This is a genomic window from Pseudoduganella sp. GW821-FHT05F09, from assembly GCF_059419605.1.
The window spans coordinates 370,345-385,659 of record NZ_JBWKSD010000006.1; the positions used below are offsets into that span (position 1 = coordinate 370,345).

General features: G+C 65.7%; 14 protein-coding genes. 8 read left to right on the forward strand and 6 right to left on the reverse strand.

All coding sequences use genetic code 11. The features are described from left to right. The first annotated feature begins 104 nt into the window (after window positions 1–104). Window positions 105–521 carry a YbaN family protein gene (locus AC07S4_RS21365; protein ID WP_494988563.1) on the forward strand — a complete coding sequence of 139 codons (417 nt, stop codon included), beginning with the start codon at window positions 105–107 and terminating at the stop codon, window positions 519–521. Window positions 522–544: 23 nt separating this feature from the next. Here AC07S4_RS21365 and AC07S4_RS21370 read toward each other — a convergent pair whose 3' ends face one another. Further along, window positions 545–1,039 carry a hemerythrin domain-containing protein gene (locus tag AC07S4_RS21370; protein WP_494988564.1) on the reverse strand — a complete coding sequence of 165 codons (495 nt, stop codon included), beginning with the start codon at window positions 1,037–1,039 and terminating at the stop codon, window positions 545–547. A gap of 187 nt (window positions 1,040–1,226) precedes the next feature. Here AC07S4_RS21370 and AC07S4_RS21375 point away from each other — a divergent pair, with 187 nt between their 5' ends. The 3 genes from AC07S4_RS21375 to AC07S4_RS21385 all read left to right on the forward strand — a co-directional run bounded on the left by AC07S4_RS21375 (window position 1,227) and on the right by AC07S4_RS21385 (window position 5,406). After that, window positions 1,227–1,601 carry a BlaI/MecI/CopY family transcriptional regulator gene (locus tag AC07S4_RS21375; RefSeq protein WP_494988565.1) on the forward strand — a complete coding sequence of 125 codons (375 nt, stop codon included), beginning with the start codon at window positions 1,227–1,229 and terminating at the stop codon, window positions 1,599–1,601. A 2-nt stretch (window positions 1,602–1,603) separates the two neighbouring features. Continuing rightward, entirely contained in the window at window positions 1,604–3,205 is a 1,602-nt protein-coding gene (locus AC07S4_RS21380) for a peptidoglycan DD-metalloendopeptidase family protein (protein WP_494988566.1), read from the forward strand. 149 nt (window positions 3,206–3,354) lie between these two features. Then, window positions 3,355–5,406 (forward strand): TonB-dependent receptor plug domain-containing protein, encoded by a 2,052-nt coding sequence (locus tag AC07S4_RS21385; RefSeq protein ID WP_494988567.1) that lies wholly within the window; start codon window positions 3,355–3,357, stop codon window positions 5,404–5,406. Window positions 5,407–5,412: 6 nt separating this feature from the next. Here the strand turns inward: AC07S4_RS21385 and AC07S4_RS21390 are convergent, their stop codons facing one another. After that, the gene (locus tag AC07S4_RS21390) at window positions 5,413–6,453 is read right to left on the reverse strand and encodes an alpha/beta fold hydrolase (RefSeq protein WP_494988568.1); all 1,041 of its coding nucleotides are present in this window, start codon (window positions 6,451–6,453) and stop codon (window positions 5,413–5,415) included. Window positions 6,454–6,615: 162 nt separating this feature from the next. On the opposite strand from AC07S4_RS21390, the gene AC07S4_RS21395 reads away from it, so the two are divergent. Genes AC07S4_RS21395 through AC07S4_RS21405 form a run of 3 tightly spaced genes read left to right on the forward strand, consistent with a single transcriptional unit; the run spans window position 6,616 to window position 9,034 of the window. Continuing rightward, a complete protein-coding gene (locus tag AC07S4_RS21395; RefSeq protein ID WP_494988569.1) occupies window positions 6,616–7,188 on the forward strand; it encodes a transcriptional regulator in 573 nt (190 codons plus the stop codon). Next, on the forward strand, window positions 7,185–8,282 hold the full coding sequence (locus AC07S4_RS21400; protein WP_494988570.1) for a sensor histidine kinase: 1,098 nt from the start codon (window positions 7,185–7,187) through the stop codon (window positions 8,280–8,282). Before AC07S4_RS21395 ends, AC07S4_RS21400 begins: the two co-directional genes overlap by 4 nt. After that, window positions 8,279–9,034 carry a LytR/AlgR family response regulator transcription factor gene (locus AC07S4_RS21405; RefSeq protein ID WP_494988571.1) on the forward strand — a complete coding sequence of 252 codons (756 nt, stop codon included), beginning with the start codon at window positions 8,279–8,281 and terminating at the stop codon, window positions 9,032–9,034. The genes AC07S4_RS21400 and AC07S4_RS21405 overlap by 4 nt, the downstream gene beginning before the upstream one ends. Before the next feature lie 12 nt (window positions 9,035–9,046). Here the strand turns inward: AC07S4_RS21405 and AC07S4_RS21410 are convergent, their stop codons facing one another. From AC07S4_RS21410 to AC07S4_RS21425, 4 genes are all read right to left on the reverse strand, one after another. Continuing rightward, window positions 9,047–9,544: a hypothetical protein gene (locus AC07S4_RS21410; RefSeq protein WP_494988572.1), complete on the reverse strand. Its 498-nt coding sequence runs from the start codon at window positions 9,542–9,544 to the stop codon at window positions 9,047–9,049. A gap of 151 nt (window positions 9,545–9,695) precedes the next feature. Next, a complete protein-coding gene (locus AC07S4_RS21415; protein WP_494988573.1) occupies window positions 9,696–10,133 on the reverse strand; it encodes an NUDIX domain-containing protein in 438 nt (145 codons plus the stop codon). Continuing rightward, window positions 10,133–10,618, reverse strand: a complete 486-nt coding sequence (locus AC07S4_RS21420) for a cyanophycin metabolism-associated DUF1854 family protein (protein ID WP_494988574.1) — start codon at window positions 10,616–10,618, stop codon at window positions 10,133–10,135. Before AC07S4_RS21420 ends, AC07S4_RS21415 begins: the two co-directional genes overlap by 1 nt. Continuing rightward, a complete protein-coding gene (locus AC07S4_RS21425; RefSeq protein WP_494988575.1) occupies window positions 10,608–12,890 on the reverse strand; it encodes a cyanophycin metabolism-associated ABC transporter in 2,283 nt (760 codons plus the stop codon). The genes AC07S4_RS21420 and AC07S4_RS21425 overlap by 11 nt, the downstream gene beginning before the upstream one ends. A gap of 225 nt (window positions 12,891–13,115) precedes the next feature. Here AC07S4_RS21425 and AC07S4_RS21430 point away from each other — a divergent pair, with 225 nt between their 5' ends. After that, the gene (locus tag AC07S4_RS21430; protein ID WP_494988576.1) at window positions 13,116–15,281 is read left to right on the forward strand and encodes a cyanophycin synthetase; all 2,166 of its coding nucleotides are present in this window, start codon (window positions 13,116–13,118) and stop codon (window positions 15,279–15,281) included. Window positions 15,282–15,315 lie beyond the last annotated feature (34 nt).

Sequence of the window (15,315 nt, forward strand, 5' to 3'; positions counted from 1 at the left end):
TCGCCATCGCCTTCTCCTTTTCCTAATGTCGCAGGAGTACTCTTACAGTAATTGTCATTTTGCTCTCAAAATTCAGGCCGGATTATCGCCAAATGTAACAGTGGATGAAATACGACGGCGCCGCTCCGGATGGCGCGGTTTATACTGTGTCCACAATGAAACTCATCCTTATTGCCCTAGGCTGCATCTTCCTTGCGCTCGCAGTGCTGGGGGTGTTTTTGCCCTTGTTGCCGACCACGCCCTTCCTGCTGCTGGCGTCGGCGTGCTTTGCGCGCAGCTCGGACCGGCTGCACCGTTGGCTGCGCAACCATGGCGCGCTGGGGCGTTATCTGTCGGATTTTGAGGACGGCCGGGGGATACCCTTGCGCGGCAAGGTGCTGGCGCTGGGGATGATGTGGCCTTCGATGGCTTACTCGATGTACCGCGTGCCCTACATCGGGCTGAAGGTGATGCTGTTCCTGATCGCCTGCGGCGTGACCGTCTATTTGCTGCGGCTGCCGACGGCGCGGCCGGCCGCATAAGCCACGCCCGGCCTGCCGACAGCTTAAAGTTCCGCCTTGCGCTCGGCCATTTGCTGGCCCAGCGCCACCAGGTCCAGCTTGGCTTTCCGCACTTTGGGGAACATCTCGCCTTCTTCTTCCTCGACGTGGTGTTCGATCAGTTCGGACAGTACTTTCACCTTCGCGTCATACAGGTCGTCGCCCGGGTCCGCCGCTTCGATGTCGGCGATCAGCTGCTTGGCCGAGCCATGTTCCACAACGGCCTCGTCTATCAAGTCCTCAAACTCCTTGCCTGCGGCGCGCACGGCCGGGTAGAAGATTTCCTCCTCCACGGTGGCGTGCTTGGTCAGCTCGGCGCAGATCTCGTCGGCCAGCTTCTTTTTGCTGACCACGGCGCGGTCGGTCATGCTTTCAAACTGCTCAAACAAGTCTTTCACGTGCTCGTGGTCTTCCACCAGCAGGCTGATGGCGTCGCTGGGGCCGGACTCGGTGGGAATACGTTTGGCAACGGCTTTGGATGGGGATTTATCGGTACGCATGCTGGCCTCCTCAGGCTGGTGAGTGAATTAAAGCAGGGCCAGTTTGATGCAGCATGCGCCGTGGTTCGGTGCGCCACTTCACCCAATTGCCGCATCCGCATGAACCGTGCGACAGCTGTCGCATAAAATCATTGTGGGTGTGCGACAGTTGTCGTATGATGGCGTCTCTAGTCACAGAGGGGACGCCATGTCTACGCCATCGGTAACGGAATTGAGTTTGTTGAAGTGTTTGTGGAAGGAGCAGCCGCTGAGCGCGCGCGAGATCCATGAGCGGGTCGTGGACGAGCTGGAGTGGTCGTACTCGTCCACCCGCAAGACGCTGGACCGCATGCTGGAGAAGCAGATGGTGGCGCAGCAGGCCGTGCATGGCGTGAACGTGTACACGGCGGCGCTGGAGAAGGTGGCCACGCTGGCCGCTTTCGCTCATGACTTCGGCAAGCGCGTGATGGAGATGGATGCGCCGCTGCCGGTCAATATGTTCACCGGCAGCAAGCTGGTGGATCAGCAGGAGCTGGCCGCGCTGGACCAGCTGCTGCAAGACTGGCCTGCGGAGAAGGAGTGAGCATGCCCGCTGTTGCCCTGTTTTTATTGGCGAGTGCAAGCTGCCTGGTGGCGGGTGCGCTGGCCTGGATGCTGCTGAAGCTGGCGGAGCGGGTGTGGCCGGAGATCGCTGCGCAGCGCGCGGTCTGGCTGTTGGCGCAGCTGGTCGTCGCGCTGTCGTTCTTGCTGGCGCTGCTGCCGCGCAGCGAGCAGACCAGCGTGCTGCCGGCGATTGTGCTGGCGGAGCCGGAGTATGGCGCCCAGGAGGAAGCGGGGCAGGCAGGCGCAGTGGCCGCAGCATGGCCCGCAGGGGCCGTGGTGACCGGCGCGGAGGCCACGGCTGGCGCCGGGCTTGCGGAGAACGCCGCGCATGCGGAGGCGGCTGCTGTGCCGCGCTGGCTGCTGTTCGTGTCGCTGGCCTGGCTGGCTTGCTACGCGGCGGGCTTGCTGTATGCACTGCTGCGCTGGGCCCGTGCGCAGCGCGCGCTGCGAGCCTTGCTGCGCACGGCGGACCGTATCAGCGGCGCGGCCTTGCGGGCGCATGCCGGGTTTGACGGCTTTGGCGTGGCGTCGCCTTATCGCGGGCCGCCGGTCCTGGAGACGCCGGCGCCGGTGTCGCCCATGCTGGTTGGCCTGGTGGCGCCGCGCCTGCTGCTGCCCAGCCATCTGGCGCAGTTCGATGCGCAGCAACAGCAGCTGATCGTGGCGCACGAGCTGACGCACTGGCGCCGCCGCGACCACGTATGGCTGCACGCAAGCCTGCTGCTGGAAACCCTGTTCTGGTTCAATCCCGTGATGCGCTCGATGCGCATCAAGATGAACTGGGCGCTGGAGCTGGCTTGCGATCAGCAGGTTCTGGCCGGACGTCCTGCGCAGCAGCGGCAGAGCTACGCGGCAGCGCTGGTGGCGCAGCTGAAATTGCAGCAGGCGATGGTGGCCGGTGGCTATGCAACGCCGGCATTTGGCGGAAGGGGGATGGCGGGGCTGGGCGACCGCATCAAGCTGATTCGGGATGGCGGGGCCGGCGCACTGGGCGTTGCGGGCAAGGCTTTGCTTGGCGCCGGCATGATGGCGCTGCTGGCCGCGAGCGTGTTGCTGCAGCCCGCATTCGCGTGGCGGGCAGGGGATGTGCCGCCCGCGCGGATGCAATTGGACGATGCCGGCCTGCCGCAATGGCGCGCACCGCTGGAATCGGCGCGGGTAAGCAGTTTCTACGGCGCGCGCAAGAAGCCGCTGCCCTCGAGCAGCGGCTTCCATCGCGGCATAGATTTCGCGGCGAAGCGCGGCACGGCGGTCCTGGCGCCTGCGGCCGGGACGGTGGCGGAGTCGACCGGGCTGTATGACGGGCAGCCGAAGTACGGCCAGGTGATCGTGATCGATCATGGCAATGGCCTGCGTTCCATGTATGCGCACTTGGACCGGCGCTCCGTGCGCGCTGGCGACAAGGTGGCGGCCGGCCAGGCGATTGGACTTTCCGGCGCCAGCGGGCGCGTGAGCGGTCCGCATCTGCATCTGGAAGTGCTGCGCGACGGCGGGCATATCGACCCGGCGCAGCTCATCGCCAATCTGGACGCCAAGGCCTTCCCCTCGGCGCTACGCGCCCGTTCGGCCGCACTGGCCAACTGATTCCCACAGTTTGTACGAAGTCCATGCCTGCGCGGCAGGACTTCGCACGCCCACAGCTTTCAAGGACAACCATGAAACCACGCATTTGCGCCCATGCGCTAGCCACTGCCATTTCCGCTGCATTTGCCTTTCCGGCAGCAGCGCAGGAGATGCAGAAGATAGAAGTGACCGGCGCAAAGGTGGACCAGCGCCGCGAGGAGACTGCGGCCAGCATCGTCCTTTCCGGGCAGGACTTGCAGCGCCAGGGCGACCGCACGCTGGCCGATGTGCTGCAGCGCGTTGCCGGGATCAGCATCGGCGCTGGAGCCGGGAAGGGCAGCGAGATCCGCATGCGCGGGCTGGGCAACGGCTACACGCAGATACTGCTGAACGGCGTGGCCGCGCCGCAGGGCTTTGCCGTGGAAAGCTTGGCGCCGGAGCTGATTGAAAAGGTGGAGATACTGCGCAGCGCGTCCGCCGAACTGGGAACGCAGGCGATTGCGGGAACCATCAACATCATCCTGCGCAGGAGCGCGCCGCGCGCACGGCAGGAGGGCAAGCTGGGGCTGGACGCGCTGGCTGGCGGGCTGCATCCGAATCTGTCGCCGAATCTGTCCTGGCAGGCGGCGGACAAAGGCGACGGCTACAGCTACACGGTGGCGGCCACGGCGAATCGCACGGCGGCGCCCGTGTCGCGCGTGGAATACGAAACCCTGACGGCGCCCGATGGCGCGCTGGCGCTGTCGCGCATCAGTCCTCAGCGGGACAGCAACGTGTCGCGCGCGGCCAGCGTAGCGCCGCGCGTAAGCTGGAAGCAGGGCGATGACACGGTCAGCGTGCAATCCTTTTTGAACCTGTACGAGCGCAGCATGGGCGTGGAAGCCCACGAAACCGTGTTGGCTGGCCCACCCAGCCAGTTCCCGGACAACGGCCGCCTCGTGGTGCTGCGCGGCGCGTTGCTGCGCACGGATCTGAGCTGGCAGCGGGCGCTGGAATCGGGCGCGCGCTGGGAGGCGAAGCTGGGCTTCACGGTCAACCCGCGCAGTTCGGACTTTGAGTTCCATACCCTGGCGGGCGGCGTGCGTTCGCCGGAATTGAAGGTGGTGCACGCGGATATCGGCGAGCTGGCCGCGACCTTCAGCGGCAAGTACCAGTTGCCGCTGGGCGGCGGGCACGCGTTGGCTGCCGGCTGGGACAGCGGGCGCACGCGCCGCACGCAAACCCGCGAGGAGCAGGACTACACAAGCGGGATGGCCTACGACGAGCGCCATCGCGGCGTGGTGAAGCGGGTGGCGCTGTACGCGCAGGACGACTGGGAGCTGGGGCGCGGCTGGTCGCTGTCCGCCGGCGTGCGCTGGGAGGCGCTGGAGACGGCGGTGGCGACGGCGTCCGCTCTGCAGCCTGCGGACGCCGTCGTGCAGCGTTCGCCGGTGCTCAGTCCTGTGCTGCAATCGCTCTACAAGCTGTCAGCGCAGCGCCAGTTCCGCCTTGGCCTGGCGCGCACCTACAAGGCGCCCACGATGGCGGAACTGATACCGCGCCGCTACACAACGGACAACAATAACAGCGCCACCAACCCGGACACGCAAGGCAATCCCCGGCTGCGGCCGGAGCTGGCCTGGGGGCTGGACGCGGGCTATGACCACTACTTCGGCAAGGACGGCCTGTTCAGCGCCAGTGCCTACGCGCGCAGGATAGACGGCGTAACCCTGCCGCTGCTGTTCAGGGAAGGCGGGCGCTGGATACGGATGCCGTCGAATGCGGGGCGGGCGGATGCGCGCGGCGTGGCGCTGGAGGCCAAGGCGGCTTTGTCGGATGCGTGGTCGCTGCGGGGGAACCTGGCGCGCAACTGGTCGCGCGTGGCTGGCGTGCCGGGGCCGGACAATCGCCTGGACCGGCAGGCGCCGTTCAGCTTGAACGCGGGCGCGGACTGGCAGACCTTGCCGTCCCTGAAGATGGGCGCGGACTTCAACTACGAGCGCGGCGCGCGCACGCAGTTGTCGGCCACGGAGGCGTCGGCGGCGGGTAGTGTGCGGAAGCTGGATCTGTACGCGGTGTGGCAGCTGGACGGCGCAATGCGGCTGCGCGTTGGCGCGCTGAACTTGCTGCGGCGGGATATGACGGGCTGGGACAGCGCCGCTGTGGCGGAAGGCGTGCAGCGGCTGCTGACCCGCACCGCAGCATCGCCAACGCTGCGGGTGGGCCTGGAGCGCAACTGGTAAGCGGGCCTACAGCGCCAGCTTGCGCACGCGCTCCTGCAGCAGCTTGAACTGCGCGTCCAGCATGGGCCGGTTGGGATCGTGGCCGGTGCGGGGAACGGTGATGTACTCCTTTTGCGGCGCATTGATGCTGTCGAAATAGCGGCGCGTGTCGTGCGGGAGCGTCAGCAAGTCGTCGGCGCCCTGCACCATAAAGACCGGCATGGGGAAGCTTGCACCCAGCGCGGGCAGGTTCACTTTGGAGGCCATGCCGTCGCCTTTCATGCCGACGAACTGCACGAAGGAGTAGTCTTCGCCCGCCTCGTAGTCCGCTAGGGCCTGGGGCGTTGCGTATTGCGGTTCCGGCTGCCACCACTCTTTCGGCGCGGGCTCGGTGCGCTGGCCTTCATACTTCCGCACCGCGCGGCGCAGCACGCCGAAGTTGCGCGGGTTGGTCCAGGGCGGGGCGCCCAGGGCTTCCAGCTTGCCAATCACGTCCTGGTCTTGCGTGGCGCGCGCTATCGCCATGGTGGCGGCATAGCTGCTGACCTGCGTGCCGGTGCCGTTCACCACCTGGGCGGTGCCGACGTAAGCCGCATATTGGGCCGGGCTCCCTTTGAGCATGTGCACGCTGAGGATGGAGCCCCAGGAGCTGCCCATGAGGATGAGCTTTTGTTTGCCGAGGCGGCGGGAGACGTAGCCGGCCACTTCGTTGCCGTCGCTGGCCAGGCGTTCCAGCGTCAGCGTTTCGCCTTCCGCCGGCGGGCTCTTGGCGTAGGTGCGGCCTGCGCCGCGCTGGTCCCACTGCACCAGGGTGTAGTCCTTCTCCCAGGGGCCGTACAGCTTGGCGGAGTAGGGGCTCATGGGGTTGCCGGGGCCGCCGTGCACGATCAGCACCACCGGGTTGGCGCAACTGCTGCCCTTGATCGTTACCCATTGCTCGATGCCGCCTATCTTGACGTAGCCTTCCTCGTTCAGGGGCTGCGTGGGCGAGGTGCAGGCTGCGCGCGCGAGCAGCGGCAGGCAAAGTAAGGCGGCAAGCAGGGAGCGTCCGGCTGGAATGGTTGGCATGGCTTTTTAGTTAATTGAAAAAACACTAATGTAACGCATTCGTCGCGCTTTGCGTGCGCTGGTCCGCGCCGGGGCGCGCTTGTCGCACGGCGGCCCCAAACCCTTCCTGTTTTGGCAAAGTGGCTGGCATGACAATTCGGTCATGCCATGGGAGAATGCCATATGAAACCTCATTTTGTTATCTCGGCCGCGCTTGCGGCCTTTTCTTTGCTGGCGCTGGCGCAGCCTGCGATGACCTTGCCTGAGCCCTGGGAGATGAAGGGTGAGTCGCCCCGGATGTATGAGGCGGGCGTGGACCAGGACGGCGTGGCCAGTGGCACCAAAGGCGCCAAGTATCTGCGCCAGGTAAAGGGTGATGGCAATAGCTGGGCCACGCTGATGCAGTCATTCGCAGCCAAGGCTTATCGCGGCAAGCGCGTGCGGTTTACGGCGAATGTGATGACGCACGACGTGAGCAAATGGGCCGGGATCTGGATGAGCGTGGACACTTACGCCAAGCACAATGCGGCCTTCTATAACAGCTACGACCAGCCTATGAAGGGCACGCAGGTGTGGGAGCGGCGCAGCGTGGTACTGGACGTGCCGGCCGATGCCGCCCGCATCTCGCTGGGCGTTATCAGCGCGGGAAGCGGCGAGACCTGGATTGATGATCTGAACGTGGAAGTGGTGGGCGACGACGTTCCCGTGAACGTGATGCTGCGCGACCTGGCACTGCCAGCGGCGCCCCGCCTGTGACGAAGGACGCAGCCATGCTGGGGCCATCCGAGGCTTTGCTGCGGGTGGCCGCTTGCAGCCGCCGCCAGGGCGCGCTTGGCCTTGCCATCGCGCTGGGACTGGCGCTGGCAGCGTGGCAATTACGCGCGTTTGCGTGGCTGGCGCTGTTTTGCGCCTTGCTGCTGGCGGTGGGCGCTGGAGCCGCGCTGTTGCTGTTGACACGCGTGCTGGCGCGTACAAGCGCCGGTGCATCATCCAGGCCGGAGCGCGGCTGGCTGGCCGCCTGGGCCGGCATGGGCGTGGCGCTGGCGGCCGGCGCCGGCTGTGCGGTACTGGCATACGACGCATTGGAATCCGCGCTGGGACTGCGCGGCCTGAACGGCAAGCAGGTGTTTGGGAGCGCGCTGGCTTTTGCGGCCTTGCTGCTGGCGATCCCGCTGATGCATATGCAGCGGCAGTCGCGGGCGCTGCACCTGGCTGCTTTGCGGCAGGCGGCGCTGGCGGCCGAGCTCAAGTCCTTGCAGGCGCAGGTCGAGCCGCACTTCCTGTACAACACGCTTGCGAACACGCGCTATCTGGCGCGCCATGAGCCGGAAAAGGCTGTGCGCATGCTGGACCACCTGATCGCCTATCTGCACACCGCGCTGCCCGATATGCGCACGCCCTCGTCCACGCTGGGACGCGAGTGCGAGCTGGCCGAGCACTATCTGGCGCTGATGGCGATACGGTTCGGCGAAAGGATGTCGTTTGACGTAAGTTGCCCGGCCGGGCTGGAACTGGCCGCCATGCCGCCGCTGATGCTGATGTCGCTGGTGGAAAACGCGGTGCGGCACGGCGTCGAGGGCAAGCCGGGAGAGGTGCACGTGAGCGTCGGCGCGGCGCTCGTGGGCGGAGCATTGCATGTGGTGGTGGCCGACAGCGGCGCCGGGCTGGCGCAAACGGTGTTCGGCAGCGGCGTGGGCTTGCGCAATGTGCGCGAGCGGCTGGCGGCGCAGTTCGGCGGCAGCGCGGGATTTGAATTGCGGACCGGCGGCACGGGCAGGACGGAAGCCGAGCTGCGGCTGCCCCTGTCATGGGCCGGCGCGGCGGCGGGACAGATGGAGACGGCGGAATGAATGATTTTTTGACGGCGCGTCCGCGTGTGATGATAGCGGACGACGAGCCTTTGCTGCGGGCTGAACTGGCCGAAGCGCTGCGCCAGCTGTGGCCCGAGGCCGAGCTGGTGGGCGAGGCTGAGGATGGCTACCAGGCGCTGCGCATGGCGCAGGAACTGGCGCCTGACGTGGCGTTTCTCGATATCCGCATGCCGGGGCTTAGCGGGCTGGAACTGGCGCGCACCTTCGGCATGCGCACGCATGTGGTGTTCGTGACGGCCTTCCATGAACACGCCGTGGCGGCCTTCGACGAGGGGGCGGTGGACTATGTGCTCAAGCCAGCCGACCCGGCCCGGCTGGCGCGCTGCGTCGAGCGCGTGCGCGGGCGCCTGAAGCAGCCGCCGCCGGATTTGACCCGTTTGATGGCGCAACTGCAGCCGAAACCGCCCGCGCCATCCTGGCTGCAGGCTTCCGTCGGCCAGACCATCCATTTTATCGACCTGGCGGACGTGGTCTATTTTTCGGCGGAGGCAAAGTACACGCGGGTGGTGACGGACAAGCTGGAAGCCCACATCCGCACGCCGCTCAAGGAGCTGGCCGGCATGCTGGACGAGGCGGGCTACTGGCAAGTTCACCGCAGCCACGTGGTGGCGGTCAAGCGCATCGCGGCGGCGGTCAGGGATGGGGATGGGGCGCTGTGGCTGTCACTGCGCGGCCACGCGGCAAGGCTGCCGGTGAGCCAGCGCTTCCAGCACCGGTTCAAAGGCATGTAAGAGCGCGTGCCACTACCTGCGGCGCGGCTCGCCGGGGCGGTTGCGGTACTTGCGCTTGCGCGAAATGGGGTTGCGCGCGTAGAGCAGAATGCCAGAAATGGCGGCGGTGAGCAGCCCCAGTCCGGAAATCCACAGCGCGGTAGGGCTGATTTCGTCGTCCGGCCTGACCGTGTAGCGCGAGCCGCCGTAGGGATCGATGGCGTCCAGGTCCGGGTCCTGGCGTGGCAGATGCAGGCGGCTGACGTTGCTATCATTGGCGGGCACGCGCGAGAAGCTGGCGGGCGTCAGATAGACGTGGGTAAAGCTGTTGGCGGCCGACAGCGACAGCGGGTCCGGCTCTTCGATCGCATTAAGTGTGGACGCGGCGGTGGGCTGGGCGAGGGCTGCGGCAGACAAGGGCGGGAGTGACGGGAGTGTGGCGTCGCTCGCCCAGGCTTGCGGCGCCACCGCTGCCAGCCAGCCCGCTGCCAGCAGCAGGCTAAGTTGGCGGACAAGTGGGGTGCGGCTCATGGCGGTCTCCGGCGTGGTTTCATCATAAGCAAGGGAAATTGCCTATGCTCACGATGCTAGACCCGCAGGAAACCAATGTAAACAAAAAGCAGCTTCCAATGCTGCCCAAGCGCGCAAGGGATGTTGCTTTTTGGCTACTTTCGCCGTGCTTTCAGGCGGAAGGGGCTGCAGGAGAAGTAGAGCTGAGCTGGTGCGCCCACTCCAGCACGGCGCGCACCCGCGCGCCCAGCAGGGAGCGCGCTTCATCCACGTCCACCCAGCGGAATTCGTCGTGTTCGGGGAAGCCCAGCTCCTCGCTCACGCCCAGCACCACGTCGCGCGTGGGGCTCACGGCCAGGTAGTAGCGGGCCACCTTGCCGTCGCCGTAGGGCGCGGTTTCCGTGAATTGCTCGCCCCAGGGGAAGGCCAGGTCCTGCAGCGTTGCTTCCTCGTAGATCTCCCGCTGCGCGGCCAGGAAGGGCGACTCGCCCGGCTCCACCATCCCCTTCGGGAAGTCCCAGTACTGGAAGCAGCGCATCAGCAGGTAGCGGCGGTTTGCGCCGCTGCCATGCAGGATCACCGCGCCGGCCGAGAGCGATTTCTGCTTCATTACAGGAAGCGGTCCAGGATCTTCTTGCTGTGCTTGTCCAGTTCGTACTGGTTGCGGATCAGGAAGTGGATGCCGTGGTTGTCCGACACCAGCAGCGTGTCGCTGCCGATGCGGCGGATGTCTTCCTCGCCGCGCAGCACGAACTCGGTGGCGCCGCGGTTGGTGTCCACGCTCCAGGTGCAGGGCGTTGCATAGCTGGTGACGGACAGGATGCGGGCGATTTCCGGCATGAACTCGCGTCCCTGCAGTTCCTCGCGCACCAGCGCCGCGTTGGCGGCGGACAGCTCGTCCAGGTTTTCTATCCAGGCGATTTCCTTGCCGTCCGTGCTCACCAGCGAGATGCCCTGTTCGGGCGCCTGGATGGGGAAGGCGCGCACCGGCGACACGTTTTCGTGCAGCGCGCCGGCGGCGTCGGTCAGGTTCAGGCGGCCGAAGGCGTCGCGCGACAGGGTGAAGCTGGTGTTCAGGGTGAGATTAGTCGTCATGTCGTTTTCCCGGAGAATCGTCAAGGTCGGTATCGACGTTGCGCGCTTGCGCCATGTAGAGGCGGTAATAGGCGCCTTCGGCGGCCATCAGTTCGTCGTGCCCGCCTTCTTCCACCACGCGGCCACGGTCCAGCACCACCAGGCGGTCCGCCTTTTGCAGCGTGGACAGGCGGTGCGCGATGGCGATGGTGGTGCGGCCGGTCACCAGGTTGTCCAGCGCTTTCTGGATTTCCTTCTCTGTTTCCGAGTCCACCGAGGCGGTGGCCTCGTCCAGTATCAGGATGGGCGGATCGATCAGCAGCGCGCGCGCAATCGAGATGCGCTGGCGCTCGCCGCCGGACAGGCCCTGGCCGCGTTCGCCCACCATGGAGTCGTAGCCCTGCGCCAGGCGCAGGATGAATTCGTGCGCATGCGCGGCGCGCGCGGCGGCGATGATCTGCTCGCGGGTGGCGTCCGGCTTGCCGTAGGCGATGTTCTCGGCGATGGTGCCGAAGAACAGGAAGGGCTCCTGCAGCACCAGGCCGATGTTGCGGCGGTAGTCCGACACGCCCAGCGCGCGGATGTCCACGCCGTCCAGCATGATTGCGCCCTCGGTCACGTCGTAGAAGCGGCAGATCAGGTTGACCAGCGTGCTCTTGCCGGAACCGGAGTGGCCCACCAGGCCCACCATTTCGCCGGCCTTGATGTTGATCGAGATGTCGCGGTTGACGGCGCGGTTGCCGTAGCGGAAGCCTACTTCGCGCAGCGTGATGTCGCCTTTGACCTTGCCGATTTTCACCGGATTCTGCGGCTCGGGCACGCTGGACACGTGGTCCAGGATGTCGAAGATGCGCTTGGCGGCCGAGGCCGACTTGTGGGTGACCGAGACGATGCGGCTCATCGAATCCAGGCGGCCGTAGAAGCGGCTCGAATAGGTGATGAAGGCGGTCAGCACGCCTACCGTGATGTGGCTTTTCGATACCTGGTGGATGCCGAACACCCAGATCACCAGCAGGCCCAGCTCGGTGAGGAAGGACACGGTGGGCGAGAACAGCGACCACACCTTGTTCAGCTTGTCGTTCACGGCCAGGTTGTGCTTGTTGGCCAAGCGGAAGCGGCCCGCCTCGCGCGACTCCTGGGCGAAGGCTTTCACCACGCGGATGCCGGGGATGGTGTCGGCCAGCACATTGGTCACTTCGCCCCACACGCGGTCGATCTTCTCGAAGCCGGTGCGCAGGCGGTCGCGCACCACATGGATCAGCCAGGCGATCAGCGGCAGCGGCAGCAGGGTGGCGGCGGCCAGCCACGGGTCGATGGAGACCAGGATGACGCCGGTCATGATAATCATCAGCACGTCGGACGCGAAGTCCAGCAGGTGCAGCGACAGGAACACGCAGATACGGTCCGACTCGCTGCCGATGCGCGACATCAGGTCGCCGGTGCGCTTGCCGCCGAAATATTCCAGCGACAGGCGCAGCAGGTGGTCATAGGTGGTGGTGCGCAAGTCCGCGCCGATGCGCTCCGACACCAGGGCCAGCACATATGTCTTGCCCCAGCCCAGTATCCACGCCAGCACGGCCGAACCCAGCAGGCCGGTCATGTACAGCGTCACCTTGTCGCTGTCGACCGGCGCGCCGTTCTGGTACGGAATCAGCACATTGTCCATCAGCGGGATGGTCAGGTAGGGCGGAATCATGTGGGCGGCGGTCGAGGCCAGCATCAGCAGGAAACCGGCCAGCAGCGGCCATTTGTAGGGCGCGGCAAAGCGCCACAGGCGGAACAGAGTCCAGGTGGACGGCGGCGTGTACACCACCTTGGTGCAGATCGGGCATTCGTCCTGGTCCGGCTCCAGCGGCGCCTTGCAGGAGGGGCAGATGTGCTCCTCGCCCTGCACCAGCGGCTGGCCGCTCACAAAGCTCTCGCGCAGCGCGGCGAACTTCTCGGATAAACGGATGGCCAGCAGGTTCTGCCCCAGAGTGAAGCGCCAGTTGGCCAGGCGGCCTTGTTGGTTAAATAACTCCAGGTGGCCGACGCCCGCATGGTCGTGCAGTTTTAGCGTTAAATCCTGTCCGTAAGGCCAAGATTGCCATACCGTTTCCCCCGGCGCGCGTGCCATAATGCGGCGCTCGGTGACGAGCACGAGGCCCTTGGAAAAATGTAAGCGCGCGTCGAGGTCAACCTCAAGCGCACTTGAAACGTTTTCCCCGTTGGAAAGTTGTTGTTGCACCTCGGCACGCCATACTTCTGGTAGTTCTGTATGGCTGAGTTCCGAAGAAAGCTGTTTTGTTATCATTGTGCAACATACTCCAGTGCGGGCTTTGCCAAGTGGCAAGGAAATTGAAACAGTGGGAAAATAGCGGATAGTATCGTCGTTAGCAAGGCCAAGCGTGAAACGCGTCTTGGCGGCGATTTACGGTATTCTGTCAGTTATTCATCATTTGACGAAATAAAAGAGGGGTGACCGCCGCCGGCGGTTCGCTTTTGCGGAGTATACCGCAAGAGGTACAAGAGCAAAAACATGACAAAGAAGAAAGACATTGAATTTCTCCGTGTAACACACTTGCGCGGACCTAATATCTGGACCTACCGCCCGGTAATCGAGGCATGGCTGGATATTGGCGAGCTCGAAAATTTCCCCTCCGATAAAATCCCCGGCCTGTACGAACGGTTGACCGCGCTGCTGCCGCACCTGGTCGAACATCGCTGCGGCGTGGGCGAGCGCGGCGGCTTCAACGAGCGCCTGCGCGACGGCACCTATGCCGGCCATATCCTTGAGCACGTGGTGCTGGAGCTGCAAAACCTGGCCGGCATGCGCACCGGTTTCGGCAAAACCCGCCAGACCTCGGACCACGGCGTGACCTACAAAATGGCCTTCCGCACGCGCCAGGAGCAGGTAGGCCGCGCAGCGCTGGCCGCCGGCCGCGAGCTGCTGATGGCCGCCATCGAGGACCGTCCCTACGATCTCGCCGCCACCGTGGCCGAGCTGACCGACATGGTCGAGTCCCTGTGCCTGGGACCGAGCACGGCCAACATCGTGGACGCCGCCACCGACCGCAAGATTCCTTCCATCCGCCTGACCGACGGCAACCTGGTGCAGCTGGGCCACGGTTCGCGCCAGCGCCGCATCTGGACTGCCGAGACCGACGCCACCAGCGCCATCGCCGAAGGCATCGCCAGCGACAAGGACCTGACCAAGAGCTTGCTGGCTTCGGCCGGCGTGCCGGTGCCGGAAGGCGAACTGGTGCGCAGCGCCGAAGAAGCCTGGGAAGCGGCCGAAGACATCGGCCTCCCTGTGGTGGTCAAGCCCTATGACGGCAACCACGGCCGGGGCGTGACGCTGAACCTGACCACCGAAGCCGACGTGGCCGCCGCCTACGAGCTGGCCGCGCGCAAGGGCGGCAGCAAGAGCGTCATCGTCGAGCGCTTCATCGCCGGCGACGAACACCGCCTGCTGGTGGTGGGCAAGAAGCTGATCGCCGCCGCCAAGGGCGAGTCGCTGTGGATTACCGGCGACGGCCAGCACACCATCAAGCAGCTGTGCGATATGCACATCAATATCGATCCGCGCCGCGGCGAAACCGAAGGCTCCCCGCTGGGCCTGATCAAGCCGGACGTCGCGGCCGAGATCATCCTGGAGCTCAAGCGCCAGAACATGACGCACGAATCCGTGCCGGCGGCCAACCACAAGGTGCTGATCCAGCCGAACGGCAACGTGGCGGTGGACGTGACCGACCTGGTGCATCCGGATACCGCCGAAATGGCCACCCTGGCTGCGCGCGTGATCGGCCTGGACATCGCCGGCATCGACCTGGTGGCGCAGGATATTTCGCGCCCGCTGGAAGAGCAGGGCGGCGCCATCATTGAAGTCAACGCCAGCCCCGGCCTGCTGGCCCACCTGAAGCCTGCCGAAGGCGGCCAGCCCCGCCCGGTGGGCGCGGCCATCGTGGACCAGTTGTTCGCCGAGCACGACACCGGCCGCATTCCGGTGGTGGGCGTGGCGGGCGAGCGCCACAGCGCGCTGATCGCCAATCTGACCGCCTGGCTGCTGCAAGTGAGCGGCAAGTCGGTCGGCCTGAGCTGCGAAGAAGGCATATACCTGAACGGCCGCAAGGTGCCGCGCGGGCCGCTGTCGGCCTGGGACTCGGGCCAGCGCCTACTGCTGAACCGCAACGTGGAAGCGGCCGTGTTCCATAACGGCAGCCGCATGATACTGAGCGAAGGCCTGGCCTACGACAAGTGCTCGGTGGGCATCGTCACCGATACCGGCGGCCACGGCGAACTGGGCGAGTTCTACATCCGCGACGAAGAAGACATGTACGGCGTGCTGCGCACCCAGGTGGACGTGGTGCTGCCGGAAGGCGCCGCCGTGCTCAATGCGGCCGAGCCGCAAGTGGTGGAAATGGCCGAGCTGTGCGACGGCGCCGTGATCTTCTACGGCCTGGACGAGCAGCTGCCCGCCATCGTCGAGCACCGCCAGGACGGCGAGCGCGCAGTGTTCCTGCGGCCCACCGGCTTTGTGCTGGCGGCCGGCGCCAACGAGGTGGCGATGCTGCCGCTGTCCTGCATGCCGGCCGGCCAGGCGGGCAACGAAGAAGCAGTATTGGCCGCGATCGCGGCAGGCTGGGCGCTTGAGCTCGAGCCTGGCCTGATCGCCGCCGCGCTGCGCACCTTCAAGGCCAACTAAAACAACACGTACCACGCAGACCACCATACAGGAC